Here is a 16,536-nt window from a genome sequence, read left to right on the forward strand (position 1 = left end):
CCGCTGAGCGGTTTTGCGGGGGTGTCCGGGTGCGGCCGGCCCTGCGTGACGCCGGCTGCTGGGGCCTTCCGGCGCGGTGGGCGACGCTCGTGGACGGTGCGGGCGCTGCGCTACCATCGCGGGCGTCGGGCGTCCCGGGGAAAGGGCGTCCATGGCGTCTTCCATGGGGTGATCGATGCGGCGGATTCTTTGCCTGGTGCTGGTGGCGTTGCTGCTGGCCGGCTGTTCGAAGAAGGTAAGGGAACTGCCGCCGCCTCCGCCGGACGACGTGCCGGCGTTGCCGCCACCCCCTCCGCCGCCACCTCCACCTCCACCGCCGCCGACCGGTACGCCGTCGCCGACCCCACGAGTAACGCCGCCGCCCAAGGCGGACTTCGTCAATATCGATGTGTTCTACGCCACCAACCGCATGCCCGCGACCGCCTTCGCGACCGCCGCGCCGGGCGACCGCTTCACCGCCGGCGTCGCGCGCGAGCTGACCTACGGCACCGCGCGCATCAGCATTCCCAAGGTGCACGTGGCGGGCGAACTGGAATCCCCGCGCTGGTACCTGCTGGAGTTCAAGGAGGATCCGAAGCAGCACGTCATCCTGCAGGACGTGGCGCGGCTGGACCGGGCGCCGTTCTTCGCCCGCCTGCGTGGACGCGTGGACGACTCGCGCGGCAGCAATGCCTTCGTGTTCGTGCACGGCTACAACGTCGGCTTCCGCGATGCGGCGCGGCGCACCGCGCAGCTGGCCTACGACCTGCGTTTCGATGGTGCGCCGGTGTTCTACAGCTGGCCGTCGCAGGCGGCGCTGGCAGGCTACTTCACCGACGAGCAGAGCATCGCGCGCTCGGTGCCGCTGATCGAAGGGTTCCTGGCCGACATGGCGGACCGCTCGGGGGCGCAGAACCTGTACGTCATCGGCCACAGCATGGGCACGCGTGGCGTCACCCAGGCCATCCGCAACCTGGTGACGAAGCGGCCCGAACTGCGCGGGCGCTTCCGCGGCATCATCCTGGCGGCGCCGGACATCGACGCCAAGGTGTTCCGCACCGAGCTGGCGCCGGCGCTGAGTGCGGCCAGTGGACGGGTGACGCTGTACGCCTCGTCCGAAGACATGGCGCTGAAGGCGTCCAAGCAGGTGAACCGTGGGCCGCGGGCCGGCGACACCAGCGAGGGCGTGGTGCTGGTCGGCGGCGTGGACACCATCGACGTGTCCGGCGTTGACCAGAGCATGCTGGCCCATTCCTACTTCATGGAGTCGGACAAGGTGATGGGCGACATCCGCGAGATGTTCCGCGCCAACCAGCCCGCCGCGCAGCGCAAGCCGCTGCAGTCGGTGAAGCTGGGCACCGGCATGTTCTGGAAGATCCTGCCGCCGCCGTGATTCCGGAAGCCCGGCGTCACCGCAGCGGCTTGCGCGCCACCGCCAGCACGAACTCCCCCGGCATGCGATAGCCGGTGCCGCAGCGCCAGGGCGCGATCGCGCGCAGGTAGCGTGCCTGCACGCGCCGGCGCGTGGGCGCGTCGAAGCGCGACCAGGCCATCGCCACCGGACCACCGACGAAAGCGGCGTCGCAGGCTTCCTCGCCGCTGGCGTAGCTCAGCACGGCGTCGACCCGCTGCTCCTGCACGTCGACCAAGCCGGTGCGTGCGCACAGGTCGTCCAGCATGCCCGCGTGGCCGAGCTGGAAGAACAGCGGGCAGACTTCGCTGGACACCTCCTCGTCGACGATGGGGAAAATCGACGACCAGCCGCAACGGGCACGCTGGCCCCACACGGCGATCGCCACGCGGCCGCCGGGACTCAGCAGCCGGTGGATTTCGCGCATCGCCTGCCCGGGATCGGGCATGTACATCAGTCCGAGCGCGCAATAGGCCACATCGAAGCTGCCGGCCGGCGCGTCGAGTTGCTCGCCGTCCATGCGCGCGAACGCCGCGTTCGCCACGCCCAGGTCCCAGGCGCGCTGCGTGGCCTGTTCCACCATGCGCTCTGAGATGTCGGTGCCGAGCACGCGGCCGGTGGGACCGACCTGGCGGGCGGCAGCCAGGGCGATCACGCCGGTCCCGCACGCCACGTCGAGCACGGCCTCGCCGCGCGCCGGCGCGGCAAGGTCGAGCAGGCGCCGATGCGCCGCCGACAACGAGGCTTCCCACAACGCCTCGTAGCGGCTCGCGGCCAGGTCCCATCCATAACGCTGGATGCGGCGCTGCAGTTTCGCCTGCATGTTCACCGGCGCGTGACCACGATTTCCAGGTATTCGCTGGGCACGACCAGGCCATCGCCGGTGCCGGCGCGCATGCGTTCCATCAGCGCGATCAGGTCGTCTTCCAGTTCCGCGGCACGGTCCGCCGACAGCGCCTGGAAGGCCTTCTGCACCGGCCCGTACCAGGTGCGGAACACATCGACCATGTGCGCGGCAGAGCGGTAGCGGAAGTTGAACAGGCGCGGCGTCGCCGAGATGGCGCTGACGCGCTCGCCGAACAGCGCATGCAGGTGTGCGTGCGTGCCCCACAGCGACGGCGGCTGCACGCCGGCCGGCAGGGGCAGGTGACGGCCGAGCACCTTGAACATCTGGCCGATGAAGCCGTCCGGCGTCCAGTTGGCCAGGCCGATGCGCCCACCGGGGCGGCAGACGCGCAGCAGTTCGTTCGCGGCCTGTGCATGGTCGGGGGTGAACATCACGCCGAACGTGGACAGCACCACGTCGAACTGGTCGTCCGCGAAGGGCAGCGCTTCGGCATCCGCCGGCAGGAACTCGACCTGCAACTGCTCCGCGTCGGCGCGGGCACGGCCGAGGTCGAGCAGGGCGGGCACGTAGTCGGTGGAGACGACGCGGCCACCCCGGCGCGCGGCGGCCAGCGTGGCGTTGCCGTTGCCGGCGGCGACGTCGAGGACCTGTTCGTCCCAGCGCAGGTCGACGGCCTCGGCCAATTGCTCGCCGACGATCTGCAAGGTGGTGCCGACCACGGCGTAGTTGCCGCTGGACCAGGCGGCCTGCTGGCGCTGCTTGATCGAGGCCAGGTCGGGGGAAGCGGGGAGGGAAGCGGGAACAGCGTTCATCAGGAGCACTCCGGTTGGGGAGGCGCAGGTTGCCGTCGGCTCGCTGCGGCGTCCTGACCCCGCGTCTGCCGGAACTGGCTGTGCGTCCGCGCCGGATTCCGGCCATTCCCGGCGGCCTGGATTCCTTGCCGTGCGTCCGACGGCTGGCCTCGGCGGGCGGCGGGTGGCGTTATCGGGAGCAGAATCCGCCCCTGTACCGCAGACCGTGAATCGACCTCCCGCCATGGACACGCACCACGACATCAACGCAGCCCTGCAGCGCGCCGTTGCCGTCTTCACCCGCCGGCCCGACAAGGGCCTGCACGACGATGTCAGCGCCCGCGCATGCTGGAAGGGCGGCATGCGTGTCACCGCCACGCACGCGTCGGGCCTGCAGATCGGTACCGACATGCCGGCCGAACTCGGCGGCGGCGGCGAACTCCCATCGCCGGGTTGGTATTTCCGCGCCGGCATCGCGGCCTGCGCGACGACCGCGATCGCGATGGTGGCCGCCGAGCAGGGCATCGTCCTCGATCGGCTCGACGTCGAGGTCGGCAGTCGCACCGACACGCGCGGATTGCTGGGCATGCGCGATGTCGAAGGCGGCGCCGTGCAGGCAGGGCCGGTGTCGGTGCGGGTGGAGGTCAACGTGGCCGCGGCCGGCGTGCCGCCCGGTCGCCTGCATGCGCTGGTGGAAGAAGCCTTGCGCCGTTCGCCGATGCAGGGTGCGATCGCCGGCCAGCCGACGATGACGGTGGCCGTCAGTGTCGGCGAAGCAGGGACGACCTGAGATGGACGCGCTGTCGGAGATCCTGCGCGTGGTGCAGATGTCCGGGGCGTTCTTCGTCAACGCGCGCTTCAGCGCGCCCTGGTGCTACCAGTCGCCGAAGGCGGCGCTCGCCGCGCCGTGGCTGGATCCGTCGGCCGAACAGGTGGTGATCTTCCATCTGATCACCGAAGGCGAATGCCTGATCGAAATGGACGGTGCCGCGCCGGTCGCGGTACGCGCGGGCGATGTGGTGATGTTCCCGAACGGCTGCGCGCACCGCATGGCGTCCGCACCGGGCCTGCCACCGCCGCGCACCGCCGCCAACCTGAAGAAGCTGTTCTCCAGCCGGCCGCGAAAGCTGGCCTACGGCGGCGGCGGCGCCCCGACGCGCATCGTCTGCGGCTACCTGGCCTGCGATACGCGACTCGCGCGCCTGTTGCTGGATGGCTTGCCAGCGGTCGTGCGCGTGAACCTGCGCGACACGCATGCCGGTCCCTGGCTGGAGTCGTCGGTGCGCTATGCGTTGGCCGAATCGACGTCGCCGCGGCCGGGCGGCAACGGCCTGCTCGCCAAGCTGGCCGAACTGCTGTTCATCGAGATGCTTCGGCAGCACGTGCAGCAGAGCGAGGGCCACGCCGGCTGGCTGGCCGGACTGGGCGACCGCGTCGTCGGCGGCGCACTCAATGCGATGCACGCGCGGCCTGCGCACGACTGGACGCTGGCGGACCTCGCGCGCGCGGCAGGGACGTCGCGCTCGGTGCTGGCTGAACGCTTCCAGCATCTGGTCGGCACCTCGCCGATGCAGTACCTCACGCAGTGGCGGATGGTGATGGCGGCCAACCTGCTCCGTCGCAGCAATGCACCGCTGTCGCGCGTGGCCGAAGAGGTCGGCTACCAGAACGACACCTCGTTCAGCCGCGCGTTCCGGCGCGAATACGGCCAGCCGCCCGCGGCGTGGCGACGCAGCCTGGCCGACACGGGACAGGCCGCGCACGCACAGAGGCGGGCCTATGGCCGCTTCTTGTAGGTGATCTCCATCATCTTGACCTCCTTGCCGTCCGGGCCGGGACCATACATCTCGAACACCTCGGTGGTCTTGTCGGTCCAGCGGCTGGTCATGCGGCTGGTCTGCGGCTTCTTCGTCACCGGATCGTGGTGCGTGCCGGTGTAGGTACAGGCCAGCTGCGCGTCGCACGTACCCTCGCTGAGCATGACGCCGGTGCTCATGCTGTCGTTCCAGGTCGCCCAGTACTTGCCGGTGACGTTGTCGAAACCATGCAGGCCCTGGCCGGTGAACGGCTGGCCCATCATCGACGAGGTCACTTCCTCCACCAGCACGCGGTTGCCCAGGATCATGCGACGCGTCGCCGTGCCGGGATCGGTGCTTGGCGGCGCACCGGGCGCATACCAGCTCTTCACCGTCAGGTCGTAGTTGCCCGCCATGGCGGCCAGCTTGCCGTGTTCGATGCCGGGCGTGCCGGCCTTCTGGTAGGCCTCCATCTGCGCCTGCATCTCGGGCGTCATCGCCGGGGCTTTCTTGTCCTGTGCGCAAGCGGCCGAGGCCGCCAGCAGTCCCACCGAAACAACAACGGACAACAGGGTCGTGCGATGCATGGAACGCCTCCTTCCCGGGGTGTCGGTGGCGACGTTGTGCGCCCGTCCGCGCTCAGGCGGCGTGAAGGCGGCCGCTATGCGGTCAGCGGCGCACGGCCACCACGCCATCCAGCGCCCGTTGCGCCTTGAAGCCGGCCTTCTCCAGGCGTTTGGCCACCTCGCCGGGCACGTCGCGGCCGGTGGTCAGCTTGTTGGGGCTGCCGGTGTAGTGGAACAGGGTGCCGCCCCGGCGCAGGACGCGTGCGAGCTGGTCGTAGAACGCCTGCGAGTACAGCTCGCCGGCGATGCCGAAGCGCGGCGGGTCGTGCAGCAGCGCGTCGACGGATGCCGTCGGTATCCCTGCGATCGCCTGCGACACATCGGCATGGGTGAGCTGCAGGCGGCCGCCGGCGCCGACGCTGTCCGGATCGGGCGACCAGGGATTCAGCGTGCGCAGCCACAGCACGTCGGCGTTCTTCTCGAACGACACGATGCGGGCGGCACCGGCGTCGAGGCAGCAGGCGGCGAAGTAACCCAGCCCGCCGCAGGTATCCAATACGGTCTTGCCGCGCGGCTCGACCAGCGCGACCTTGCGCTTCGCGTCGTCGAGCGGGGATTCCTTCGAGGTCGGCAGCATCTTGATGCCGTCGATCTCGAAGGTGGGTACGCCCCATTCGGTGGGCACCAGCTTGATCAGCGATCCCTGGTAGCGCGATACCGGCTCGAAGTCCTCGCCGTCCCACCAGTACAGCGTGCGCTCCTTGAGCTTGCCGGCATACGGATAGGCGACGCCGCCCCAATCCCAGCGGTCGGCTTCCAGGCGTGCGTCGCCCTGCGAACGGCCGAGATCGAGCGAGCCCGTCCAGCGTTCCTCGCCGCGCTCGCGGGCGGCGAGCAGGGCAGTGGCGGTATCGCGGGTGAGCAGGGGACCGGTGTAGCGGGGCATCGGGCGTTCGTGCAGGGAATGTCACGGCATTTTCGCCGCGTTGGCGCGCAGAAGACAGTCCAGCGAGTGATGTAGACCCCACTGGTATAGTGCGGACCCTTGTTCTGCAGCCGCGATTGCCATGACCACATTCGACCGCTTCCATCCCATCGGCACCCCGGGCCAGCCCTGGGACGCGGCGGACAAGGCGCAGTGGCGCGCGCAGCAGCGCGTGCGCCGCCGGTACGTGGACGATGTCGTCGTCGCGATCGACGCGCTGCGCGAACGCTTCGACGTGCAGCAGTACGGCACCCTCGACTACGGCCCCGGCGAGACCTATCCGTTGTTCGCCGTGCGCAGCCGCGGTTGGGACGAGGTGTTGCCGACGATGCTGGTGACCGGCGGCGTGCACGGCTACGAGACCAGCGGCGTGCACGGCGCGCTGCAGTTCCTGGAGCAGCGCGCAGCCGACTACGCGGGCAAGGCGAATATTCTGGTCGTGCCGTGCGTCAGTCCGTGGGGTTACGAACGCAACCACCGCTGGAACGCCGATGCGCTGGACCCGAACCGCTCGTTCCGTGCCGACAGCCCCGCACAGGAATCCGCGGCGTTGATCGCGCTGGTGGCACCGCTGAAGGACCGTGTGCTGATGCACATCGACCTGCACGAGACCACCGACAGCGACGAGACCGAGTTCCGTCCCGCGCTGGCGGCGCGCGATGGCAAGCCTTACGAGCCGGGCGAGATCCCGGACGGCTTCTACCTGGTGGACGACAGCGAGCGTCGGCAGCCGGATTTCCAGCGGGCGGTGATCGCCGCCGTGGCAGCGGTGACCCATATCGCGCCGGCCGATGCGCAGGGCGAGATCATCGGTTCCCCGGTCGTCGCCGAGGGCGTGATCGAGTACCCGGTGACGTCGCTGGGCCTGTGCACCGGCATCACCGAGGCGCGCTACACCACCATCACCGAGGTGTACCCCGACAGCCCCAAGGCCACGCCGCAGCAATGCAACGACGCGCAGGTGGCGGCGGTGGTGGCCGCGATCGACTACGCGCTGGCGCACGGTTGAGGCGGGGCCGCATCGGCCCCATTCCTGTTCGTGAGTAACCCGTTGCCGGCGGCGGCGTAAGCTGTCCCGGCAACCGCGATCCGCGAGGAGACCACCATGGCAACCGGATGGGCCGGCGATGGCGCCGTGCAGGACCAGATCGATGCGACCGTCAAGGACGGCATCGAGCGTGCACGCCGCGCGTTGCCCAAGGGGCCAAGCCTGACGCACTGCGAGGAATGCGATAAACCGATTCCGGTGGCGCGCCAGAAGGCCGTGCCGGGCGTGCGCCTGTGCGTGGACTGCCAGGAAGCGGCCGACCAGGAAGAGCAGGGCGCCGGCCTGTACAACCGGCGCGGCAGCAAGGACAGCCAGCTGCGCTGATCCGCGTGCTGCGGATGTCTTCACATCCGTTTCCGTCCTGGCTGCACACGATGGCTGCCCCTCCGTCCCCGCAGGCACGCCATGGCTCGCCCCATCTGGACCGGCACGCTGTCGTTCGGCCTCCTCAACGTCCCCGTCTCGCTGATGTCCGGCGAACGCAAGGTGGACATCAGCTTTCGCATGCTCGACTCCCGCGACAAGAAGCCCATCCGCTTCGAGCGCGTCAACGCCGACACCGGCGAGGAAGTGCCGTGGAAGGACATCGTCAAGGCCTTCGAGTACGACAAGGGCAGCTACGTGGTCGTCGAGAAGGAAGACATCGCCTCGGCCGCGCCGCAGACGCATGAATCGGTCGACGTCGAGGCCTTCGTCGACCGCGATGCGATCGGCCTGCGCTTCTTCGAGAAGCCTTACATCCTGGTGCCGGGCAAGAAGGCGGAGAAGGGCTACGTGCTGTTGCGCGACACGCTGGAGCGCACCGGCAAGGTGGGCGTGGCGCGGGTGGTGATCCGCACGCGCGAGTACCTGTGCGCGGTGGTACCGGAGGGCGATGCGCTGGTGCTGATGATGCTGCGCTATCCGCAGGAACTCGTGGACCCGGAGGAGTACAAGCTGCCGGGCGGCAAGGCGAGCGACTACCGCATCACCGCCAAGGAGCGCGAGATGGCCGAGACGCTGATCGGCTCGATGTCGGCGACATGGAAGCCCGACGATTACCAGGACGAGTTCCGTAAGCGCCTGGAGGCGATCATCAAGAAGCGCATCAAGGCCCGGGGCGCCACCACGAAGATCGTGGACGAAGAAGCGGCCGAGCGCGAGGACACCGCCACCAACGTGGTGGACTTCATGGCGCTGCTGCAGCAGAGCCTGGACAGCAAGAAGCGCACGCCGGCCAAGAAGGCTGCGAAGAAAGCGCCCGCCAGGAAGACAGCAAAGAAGGCCGCCAAGAGCGCGAAGAAGGCGCCCGCCAAGCGCGCACGCAAGGCGGCCTCGCGCTGATCCATGGCGGGCGGGCGCCGCATCGTGCCGGTGGACGGCGTCGGCACCGGGGCCAGCGGACGCGCATGCCTGTACGTGTTGCCCTGCGCGTACGAAGACCACGCCAAGCTGGGCATCGCCATCGATCCGCTGGCCCGCATGCGGGCGTTCTCGCCGCGCTGGTACGAATTCTTCGACCTCGACCGCGGTTGGCTGGCCGAGGCCGGCAGCGTGCGCGAGGCGCGCAGTTGGGAAACCCGCTGGAAGCGCGTGCTGCGCGAGCATCTGGCGCTGCCGCCGTTGCAGGTGCCGGCGAAGGCGGCCGGGCATACCGAATGGTTCCGTGGCGCGCTGACGGTGCTGGAGGGTGTACGCGATGACCTGGTCCTGCAAGGGTTCGTCGTGCACGCGCCGCTACGCGATTGGGTCGCGCAACGCCTTCGGGCCGGGCGCGACGGGCTGGACGCCGGTGAACAGGCGGCGATCGCGCGCTGTGGCACGCCCGAGGCGTGGCCCTCCGCCACGGCGTGGCCGCCGCTGGCCGCCTTGCGGGATGCACTGGACGCTTATGCGGTGGTCGGGGTGCCGCTGGACGATGCCGTATCTCCGGCGCTGCAGGCCTGGCTGATGCGCAACACACTGGCGCCGCGCTGAGGGGCGCATCCGGTCTTGCACGTGCTGTTGACGGCGCACGCGGCATAACGGGCGCAGTCGAGGATGCCGATGAGCCTGCAGGAGTACCGCCGCAAGCGTCGTTTCGACCGCACACCGGAACCGGCGTCGGACGGGCGCCGCGTGCGCGGCAAGCGGCCCATCTTCGTGGTCCAGCTGCATCACGCCAGCCACCGCCACTACGATTTCCGCCTGCAGGTCGGCGACACGCTGAAGAGCTGGGCCGTGCCCAAGGGCCCCAGTTTCGACCCGGACGTGAAGCGGCTGGCGGCCGAGGTCGAGGACCACCCGATCGACTATGCCGACTTCGAGGGCGACATCCCGAAGGGGCAGTACGGCGGCGGCCACGTCGCCACCTTCGACCGTGGCCTGTGGACGACCGATGGCGATGCCGAAGCGCAACTCGCCAAGGGCCATCTGCGCTTCCGCATGTTCGGCGACAAGCTCAAGGGCGGCTGGCATCTGGTCCGGACGCACAGGCAGGCGCGCCAGCCGCAGTGGCTGCTGTTCAAGGAGCGCGACGATTTCGCCGGCACGCAGGAGGCCGACGACCTGCTGCAGGACGTGACGCCCGTAGGCGGGAAGTCCGCGCCACCGGTGCACAAGGTACGCCAGCGTGCCGTCGTCGCCTCGCGCGGGACCGAGCGTTGGGCGCGGCGTGCGGCGCGGCTGGATGGCGCGCGCGCGACCAGCCACCGTCCTGGCTTCCGCACGCCGCAGCTGGCGAAACTGCAGGAACATGTTCCCCAGGGCGATACGTGGCTGCACGAGGCCAAGTGGGACGGTTATCGGCTGGTCGCCCAGATCGCGAAGGGCAGGGCCAGGCTGTGGTCGCGCAACGAGATCGAATGGACCGCGAAGGCGCCCGAGATCGTCGCGGCCCTCGAAGCGCTCGCCCTGGATGATGCGGTGCTCGATGGCGAACTGGTGGCAGGGGGCGGACGGCAGGAGGACTTCGGCCTGCTGCAGGCCACCCTGTCCGGCGAGAAGCAGGCGGCGCTGTCGTACGTGCTCTTCGACATCCTGCAGGTCGATGGCGTGGACCTGGCCCGCTGCCCGCAGTACCAGCGCAAGGCGCTGCTGGCGGAAATCCTGAAGTCGCCGCCCGACCGGCTGGTGTACAGCTCGCATATCGTCGGGCGCGGCGACGACGCGCTGGCGATGGCGCTGGAGCGCGGGCTGGAGGGCATCATCAGCAAGCGTGCCGATGCGCCGTATCACGCCGGTCGCGGCGATGCCTGGCGCAAGATCAAGCAGCGCGCCTCCGACGAATTCGCGGTCGTCGGTTACACCGCGCCGAAGGGCAGCCGCAGCGGCCTGGGTGCGCTGTTGCTGGCGGCGCCGGAGGGTGCGCGTGGCTGGCGTTATGCGGGCCGCGTGGGCACCGGTTTCAGCCGCGAGCTGCTGGGTACGCTGGCGGCACAGTTGGCGCCGCGTGCACGCAGCACGCCCACCGCACGCGTGGAGAGCGACGATCCGGAACTGCGCCGGGCCCGATGGGTCGCGCCCACGCTGGTCGCGGAGGTCTTCCACCATGGCCTGGGCAACCAGGGCCTGTTGCGGCAGCCTTCGCTGAAGACGATCCGTCGCGACAAGCGCGCGGCCGACCTGCGCGATCCACCGCCTCCCGCACGGAGCGTATCCGCCATGCCTGCCTCGCGCCGCGCTTCAAAGGCCGCCGACGGGGTGGAACTGACGCATCCCGAACGCGTCGTTTTCCCCGACAGCGGCATCACCAAGCAACAGGTCTTCGACTATTACCACGCGATGGCGCGCTGGCTGCTGCCCGAGATCGAAGGCCGCCCCCTGTCCATCGTGCGCTGCCCGCAGGGCGCGGGGCGGCCGTGTTTCTTCCAGAAGCACCAACGCCGGGCATGGAGCAGGTGGACGTGGTGCCGCTGGAGGAAGAGGGTGGCGCACGCGCGGACTATCTCGTGGTGCGCGATGAAACCGGTCTGCTGGAACTCGCGCAGTTCAATGCGCTCGAGTTCCATCCGTGGGGCGCGCGGGCGGAGGCGCCCGATCTGGCCGACCGCATCGTCTTCGATCTCGATCCGGGGCCGGATGTGGCATGGGCACGCGTGGTGGACGCGGCACGGCTGGTCCGCAAGCGCCTGCGCGGGCTGGGATTGACGTCGTACGTGCGTACGTCCGGCGGCAAGGGCCTGCATGTGGTCGTGCCGTTGAAACCCGCCTGTCCGTGGACGCAGGCGAAGGACTTCGCGCATGCCTTCGCCGAGTCGATGGCGGCCTCCGAGCCGTTGGCGTATGTCGCGACCGCGGCGAAGAAGTTCCGCAAGGGTCGCATCTTCATCGACTACCTGCGCAACGGACGCGGTGCGACGAGCGTGGCCTCGTTCTCGCTGCGGGCGCGCGACGGTGCCCCGGTGGCGATGCCCCTGCGCTGGGAGGAGCTGGGGCGCATCAAGGGCGGTGACGCCTATACGCTGGCCTCCGCGCCGCGCCGGATGGCGCGCATCGGCGAACATCCGTGGGGCGACTACATGCGCGGGAAGCAGGATCTTGCAGCGGTCGCGGCGAGGCTGACCCAGGGCGCGCGCAAACGGGCGAAGTCCCGCTGAGGTCTCTCGACTGCCGCGAACAGGCAGGCCATGCGTCTCCAGCGAGAAGCCCCGCCAGAGCGGGGCTTCGTATCGGTGCCGCTTGCCCGCCGGCTCAGCTGGCGCGCTTCAGTACCTGCTTGCGATCCCGCATCACGTTGTGGCATTCGCGCACGCTGGGCAGCAGGGCCTGCGCTTCAGCGCGCGCCGCGGCCGGGGTGTCGTCGTCGCTGATGGTTTCGTTGAACGCCTTGAGCAGGCGGTCCTCGGATTCCTCGAGCTCGGCGACGTAGCCGTACGTGGTGTCGCCCAGGGCCGCGCGGACCTTGCCGTAGAACTGCTGCATGCTGCCGACCATCGTGCCGTGCTCGGCGGGCGTGCCGCCGGTCGCCGCGACGGTGGCGCTCAGGCGCGCCACGATGTCCTGCTTGACGCCGGCGATGCGCGTGAACAGCGATGCGAGTTCCGCATCCTTCACCTTGCCTGCGGCTTCGGTGTAGAAGCTGTGGCCGTCGCGCGCGATCTGGATCAGATCATTGAGGCTGTGCTGAATCTTCTTCTGCGTATTCATGGGAACTCCTCAGTGGGATGGGGGAGGGCGAGCCGCCTTCCGGAGCTCCACCGTGGCGTACCGGGGATCAACATCGCGTGACCTCGCGACACCACGATTCATGAACATGGCGAGCGTGCGAAGCCGCCGTAAAGATCGCTAAAGATTTCCGTTACGCGGCCGATGGCATGAGATCGAACATGCGAAAAGGGCCGGTGCGCGTGCCGCTGCTTGCGAGAGTGACGAAGTGGTGGTCGAGGGGCCGGCGTGCGCAGGCCGCGTCACCGCGCATGCGTGGCGTGACGGAGCGGGCCGATACCGTCGCATCGTTGTCGCACGAGGCGCCGCCGCGCGACTGGGCCGGACCGCTGCTGCGCCTCGCCGGGGTGGATGCCGCAGCGCCGCGGTCGCCGGACGAGGGGGAGCCTGTCATCGCCGCCACTGCACGTGCGCTGGCGCGCTTCGCCGAGGATCCGCAGCGCCTGCCGCGGCGACCGCAGCTGCTGCCGCACCTGCTCAGCACCCTCAACGACGAAGAGGCGTCGAGCCGGGATATCGCGGGCATCATCGCGCGCGATCCCGCACTGGCGGCCAACCTGCTGAAACTGGCGAACAGCGCGCTCTATCGCAGCCACGCGGCACCCGTGGAAAGCCTGGACCGTGCGGTGGCGATGGTCGGTGTCGACGGCCTGCGCCACCTGGTCGCCGTCGCGCTGATGCAGCCGGTGATGAAGATGGAGGGCGGCGTTTTCGGGCGCCTGCCGGACCTGATCTGGGACCACACGCAGCGCACCGCGCTGATCGCCGCCGACGCCGCGCGCGCAGGCGGTCGCGAGGACGTCTTTGCTGCGCAGTTGCTGGCGCTGTTGCAGGGGCTGGGCGCGATCGTGGTCGTGCAGGCGCTCCGGGATGCCGTCGAGCGTAATGCGGGCGCATTGCCCGCTGCCGACGCGCTGGCCGAGCTGTTGCATCGCTGGTCGCCCCGTCTGGGGCGTGCGGTCGCAGGCGCGTGGGGGCTGTCGGAGCGTGTCATGCTGGCATTGCATGAGCAGGATGCCGGCGATATCGCGGCCGCCAGCGGGCTGGCCCGCGCGCTCTCGCGGGCGGCACCTGAAGCCAGCAGGGTGATGGAACTCCCGCCGGCATCCGACGCGGCAGCCTGACGTTTCGTTTGCCCACCAGTCAGGCAACGCACGCGCGCTTGACGCGATCCTTATCTCGCATGCGGTATCCCTCGATCAGGCAAAGTCCAACGACGAGGTGTATCCATGACACTCGAATTGCGTTGCCGATGCGGAAAAGTGCAGGGCACGGTGAATGCGCGCCGCGCGTACGCACGCGCCACGTGCTACTGCCACGACTGCCAGGCGTATGCACGCCATCTCGGCCAGCCTGGCGTGATGGATGCGCAGGGCGGGACCGACATCATCGCGATGAATCCCGATGCGGTGACGTTCACCTCGGGCGAAGAGCACATCGCGGGCCTGTGCCTGCGCGAAGGCGGCCTGCTGCGCTGGTACGCGGGCTGTTGCCGCACGCCGTTGGGCAATACACCGCGGGACGGCAAGACGGCCTACGTCGGCATGGTGGCCGCGTGCCTGCCCGATGCGGTGGAGCGGGACGCGGCCTTCGGCCCACGCGACCGGATCGTACTGAATGCAGGCTCCGCCATGGACCGCGTGCGGCCGACGCCGTTCGCCCTGGTGGTCGGGGGCCTGCGGATCGCCGCCGGCATCACGATGGCGAAACTGCGCAGGCAGACGCCGTCGCTGTTCTTCGACATGAACGGGCAGCCGCACAGGACCGCGCATCCACTCAGTGCGCAGGAGCGCAGGTCCGCGCGCCCGGAACCTGCCTGAGCGTCGCGCGTATAACGTCAGGCGAACTGGCGGTCGACGCGCGCGGTGAACAGCAGGTCGGCTTCCACGGGCTCGCCCATCAGGTATCCCTGGTAGAGGTCGCAGCCGAGGCGCCGCAGATGCTGGCGTTGTCCCGGCGTTTCGACGCCTTCCGCCACCACGCGCAGGTTCAGCGTTTTCCCCAGCGCGATGATCGATGCCACGATGGCCACGTCGTCGGCATTGGTTTCCAGTTCGTGCACGAAGGCGCGGTCGATCTTCAGTTCGTCCGCCGGCAGGCGCTTCAGGTACAGCAGGCTCGAGTAGCCGGTGCCGAAATCGTCGATGGAGATCTTCACGCCCATCCGCGTCAGTTCGTCGAGGATGCCCAGGCTGGCATCCGCGTCGCGCATCGCAGTGGTTTCGGTGATCTCCAGCGTGAGGCTGTCGGCCGGCACGCCGTGCCGGGCCAGCGCGCTGGCGACGGCTTCGACCAGCGAGGGCGACGAGAACTGGAGCGGCGACAGGTTGATCGCCACGTTGTCGATCACGTGGCCGGCTTCGCGCCAGGCCCGCATCTGACGGCAGGCCTCGTCGAGTACCCAATCGCCCAGTGCGAGGATCAGGCCGCTGCGCTCCGCCGCGGGAATGAAGGCGCCCGGCGAGAGCAGTCCCAGTTCCGGATGCTGCCAGCGCAGCAAGGCCTCGGCGCCCACCATGCGGTAATCCGGCGCGGCGAACTTCGGCTGGTAGTGGAGGACCAGTTCGTCGCGCTCGACGGCGCGGCGCAGCTCGTTCAGCAGCTTGACCTGCTGGTGGGCACTGATGTTCATCGACGGCGCAAAGAACGTGTATCCGTTCCGGCCGTTGTCCTTGGTGTGGTACATCGCGGCGTCGGCATGCGCCATCAGCTCGCGCTCGCTGTCGCCGTCGGAGGGGTACAGCGCGATGCCGATGCTGCCGGTGACATGCAGGTCGACGCCCTGCACCGGCAGCGCCGTCGTCGCGACGGTATCGATGATGCGCTGGGCCACCATGGCGGCGCCTTCGGGGTCGGTGGTGGCGATGATCAGCACGAACTCGTCGCCGCCAAGGCGTGCGAGGGTGTCCTGGCTGCGCAGCAGGCCGCGCACGCGGGCGGCCACGTCCGCGAGCAGCGCATCGCCGGCCTGGTGGCCGTAGGCGTCGTTGATGCCCTTGAAGCCGTCCAGGTCGAGGAACATGACGGCGAACTGTTCGTGCTTGCGCTTGGCCTTCTCGATCGCCTGCTCGATCCGGTCCTGCAGCAGGATGCGGTTGGGCAGGCGCGTGAGCGGGTCGTGCAGCGCCGCCTGCACCAGTTCCTCGTTGGCGCGCGCCAGCGAGTTCGCCAGGTGGTGCGTGCGTGCGTGCATCTGCCGGTCCAGTACCGAAACGAGCAGCGCGATGCCCATGATGGAGACGGTCGCCACGACCACCAGGATCGCCAGCCACTGCGCGGGCACGCCACCGTCACGCGCGGCGCCGCACCAGCTGTCGGCAGGGAACTCGGCCGCCGCCATGCCGGTGTAATGCATACCGACGATCGCGAAGCCCATCACCACCGCGGCCAGCACCCGCAGCAGGTGCTTGCGGCGCCCGCCGCGACGCAGGTGGAAGGCGATCCACAGCGCGGCCCCGGAGGCGACCACGGCGATCACGATGGACAGGGTGAACCAGCCGGGGTGGTAATCGATGCCCGGTTGCATCTGCAGCGCCGCCATGCCGATGTAGTGCATCAGCGCGATGCCGATGCCCATCAGCATCGCGCCCAGCAGCAGGCGCCGGAACGGCAGTTGCGCCTGCGAGACCAGCCACAGCGCGAACGCCGAGGAGCCGATGGCCGCCAGCATCGAGCAGAACGTCAGGGTGATGTCGTAGCCCAGCGGGATCGGCAGGTCGAAGGCCAGCATGCCGACGAAGTGCATCGACCACACGCCCAATCCCATCGCGAAGGCACCGCCGGCCAGCCACCAGCGTGCGGCCACTCCGTGGGTGGTGGCGACCCGGCCCGCCATGTCGAGCGCGGTGTACGAGGCGAGGATGGCAACCAGCAGGGAGAAGAGGACGAGGATCTCGTTGTAGGTGCCGGTCATGGGATGGTTCGTTGCCCAAGGCATGAGCGTATCGGTCATTACTATCGGCACTGCATCCCGCTTCTTGAGCAGCCGG

At 69.3% G+C, this 16,536-nt stretch carries 16 protein-coding genes and 1 pseudogene; 11 read left to right on the top strand and 6 right to left on the bottom strand.

The features are described 5' to 3' along the window. The first annotated feature begins 175 nt into the window (after window positions 1-175). Complete coding sequence (locus ACSQ1W_RS06010; RefSeq protein ID WP_436042281.1) at window positions 176-1,372, top strand: alpha/beta hydrolase; 1,197 nt, start codon at window positions 176-178, stop codon at window positions 1,370-1,372. 16 nt (window positions 1,373-1,388) lie between these two features. On the opposite strand, the gene ACSQ1W_RS06015 is transcribed toward ACSQ1W_RS06010, so the two are convergent. Together ACSQ1W_RS06015 and ACSQ1W_RS06020 are read right to left on the bottom strand one after the other, a co-directional pair. Then, a complete protein-coding gene (locus ACSQ1W_RS06015) occupies window positions 1,389-2,213 on the bottom strand; it encodes a class I SAM-dependent methyltransferase (protein WP_436042283.1) in 825 nt (274 codons plus the stop codon). Between the two features lie 2 nt (window positions 2,214-2,215). Beyond that, on the bottom strand, window positions 2,216-3,049 hold the full coding sequence (locus ACSQ1W_RS06020; RefSeq protein WP_436042285.1) for a class I SAM-dependent methyltransferase: 834 nt from the start codon (window positions 3,047-3,049) through the stop codon (window positions 2,216-2,218). Window positions 3,050-3,272: 223 nt separating this feature from the next. Here ACSQ1W_RS06020 and ACSQ1W_RS06025 point away from each other — a divergent pair, with 223 nt between their 5' ends. Next, complete coding sequence (locus ACSQ1W_RS06025; RefSeq protein ID WP_436042287.1) at window positions 3,273-3,818, top strand: OsmC family protein; 546 nt, start codon at window positions 3,273-3,275, stop codon at window positions 3,816-3,818. Window position 3,819: 1 nt separating this feature from the next. Beyond that, entirely contained in the window at window positions 3,820-4,824 is a 1,005-nt protein-coding gene (locus tag ACSQ1W_RS06030) for an AraC family transcriptional regulator (protein WP_436042288.1), read from the top strand. On the opposite strand, the gene ACSQ1W_RS06035 is transcribed toward ACSQ1W_RS06030, so the two are convergent. Both ACSQ1W_RS06035 and ACSQ1W_RS06040 read right to left on the bottom strand, forming a co-directional pair. Next, a complete protein-coding gene (locus tag ACSQ1W_RS06035; RefSeq protein ID WP_436042290.1) occupies window positions 4,806-5,411 on the bottom strand; it encodes a DUF1579 domain-containing protein in 606 nt (201 codons plus the stop codon). The genes ACSQ1W_RS06030 and ACSQ1W_RS06035 overlap by 19 nt on opposite strands. A gap of 82 nt (window positions 5,412-5,493) precedes the next feature. Next, entirely contained in the window at window positions 5,494-6,336 is an 843-nt protein-coding gene (locus ACSQ1W_RS06040; protein ID WP_436042291.1) for a class I SAM-dependent methyltransferase, read from the bottom strand. A gap of 121 nt (window positions 6,337-6,457) precedes the next feature. Between ACSQ1W_RS06040 and ACSQ1W_RS06045 the strand changes: the two genes are divergently transcribed. The 6 genes and pseudogenes from ACSQ1W_RS06045 to ligD (ACSQ1W_RS06070) all read left to right on the top strand — a co-directional run bounded on the left by ACSQ1W_RS06045 (window position 6,458) and on the right by ligD (ACSQ1W_RS06070) (window position 11,979). Beyond that, window positions 6,458-7,384 carry a M14 family metallopeptidase gene (locus tag ACSQ1W_RS06045; RefSeq protein WP_436042292.1) on the top strand — a complete coding sequence of 309 codons (927 nt, stop codon included), beginning with the start codon at window positions 6,458-6,460 and terminating at the stop codon, window positions 7,382-7,384. Between the two features lie 96 nt (window positions 7,385-7,480). After that, window positions 7,481-7,747: a DksA/TraR family C4-type zinc finger protein gene (locus tag ACSQ1W_RS06050; RefSeq protein WP_436042293.1), complete on the top strand. Its 267-nt coding sequence runs from the start codon at window positions 7,481-7,483 to the stop codon at window positions 7,745-7,747. An 81-nt stretch (window positions 7,748-7,828) separates the two neighbouring features. Further along, on the top strand, window positions 7,829-8,746 hold the full coding sequence (locus ACSQ1W_RS06055) for a Ku protein (protein ID WP_436042295.1): 918 nt from the start codon (window positions 7,829-7,831) through the stop codon (window positions 8,744-8,746). 3 nt (window positions 8,747-8,749) lie between these two features. After that, window positions 8,750-9,379 (top strand): GIY-YIG nuclease family protein, encoded by a 630-nt coding sequence (locus tag ACSQ1W_RS06060; RefSeq protein WP_436042296.1) that lies wholly within the window; start codon window positions 8,750-8,752, stop codon window positions 9,377-9,379. Window positions 9,380-9,448: 69 nt separating this feature from the next. Beyond that, window positions 9,449-10,948, top strand: a pseudogene (gene ligD, locus ACSQ1W_RS06065) (non-homologous end-joining DNA ligase); the annotation flags it as partial. Continuing rightward, window positions 10,894-11,979 carry a non-homologous end-joining DNA ligase gene (ligD, locus tag ACSQ1W_RS06070; protein WP_436046115.1) on the top strand — a complete coding sequence of 362 codons (1,086 nt, stop codon included), beginning with the start codon at window positions 10,894-10,896 and terminating at the stop codon, window positions 11,977-11,979. The pseudogene ligD (ACSQ1W_RS06065) and the gene ligD (ACSQ1W_RS06070), both read left to right, overlap by 55 nt. A gap of 94 nt (window positions 11,980-12,073) precedes the next feature. Here ligD (ACSQ1W_RS06070) and ACSQ1W_RS06075 read toward each other — a convergent pair whose 3' ends face one another. Beyond that, window positions 12,074-12,529: a PA2169 family four-helix-bundle protein gene (locus tag ACSQ1W_RS06075; RefSeq protein ID WP_436042297.1), complete on the bottom strand. Its 456-nt coding sequence runs from the start codon at window positions 12,527-12,529 to the stop codon at window positions 12,074-12,076. A 179-nt stretch (window positions 12,530-12,708) separates the two neighbouring features. Between ACSQ1W_RS06075 and ACSQ1W_RS06080 the strand changes: the two genes are divergently transcribed. Both ACSQ1W_RS06080 and ACSQ1W_RS06085 read left to right on the top strand, forming a co-directional pair. After that, window positions 12,709-13,671 (top strand): HDOD domain-containing protein, encoded by a 963-nt coding sequence (locus ACSQ1W_RS06080; RefSeq protein WP_436042298.1) that lies wholly within the window; start codon window positions 12,709-12,711, stop codon window positions 13,669-13,671. Window positions 13,672-13,776: 105 nt separating this feature from the next. Further along, the gene (locus ACSQ1W_RS06085) at window positions 13,777-14,367 is read left to right on the top strand and encodes a DUF6151 family protein (RefSeq protein WP_436042299.1); all 591 of its coding nucleotides are present in this window, start codon (window positions 13,777-13,779) and stop codon (window positions 14,365-14,367) included. 17 nt (window positions 14,368-14,384) lie between these two features. Here the strand turns inward: ACSQ1W_RS06085 and ACSQ1W_RS06090 are convergent, their stop codons facing one another. Further along, window positions 14,385-16,460 (bottom strand): putative bifunctional diguanylate cyclase/phosphodiesterase, encoded by a 2,076-nt coding sequence (locus ACSQ1W_RS06090; protein ID WP_436042300.1) that lies wholly within the window; start codon window positions 16,458-16,460, stop codon window positions 14,385-14,387. Window positions 16,461-16,536: the final 76 nt, after the last annotated feature.

Source organism: Pseudoxanthomonas sp. LjRoot143, assembly GCF_964252945.1.
Lineage (GTDB): Bacteria > Pseudomonadota > Gammaproteobacteria > Xanthomonadales > Xanthomonadaceae > Pseudoxanthomonas_A.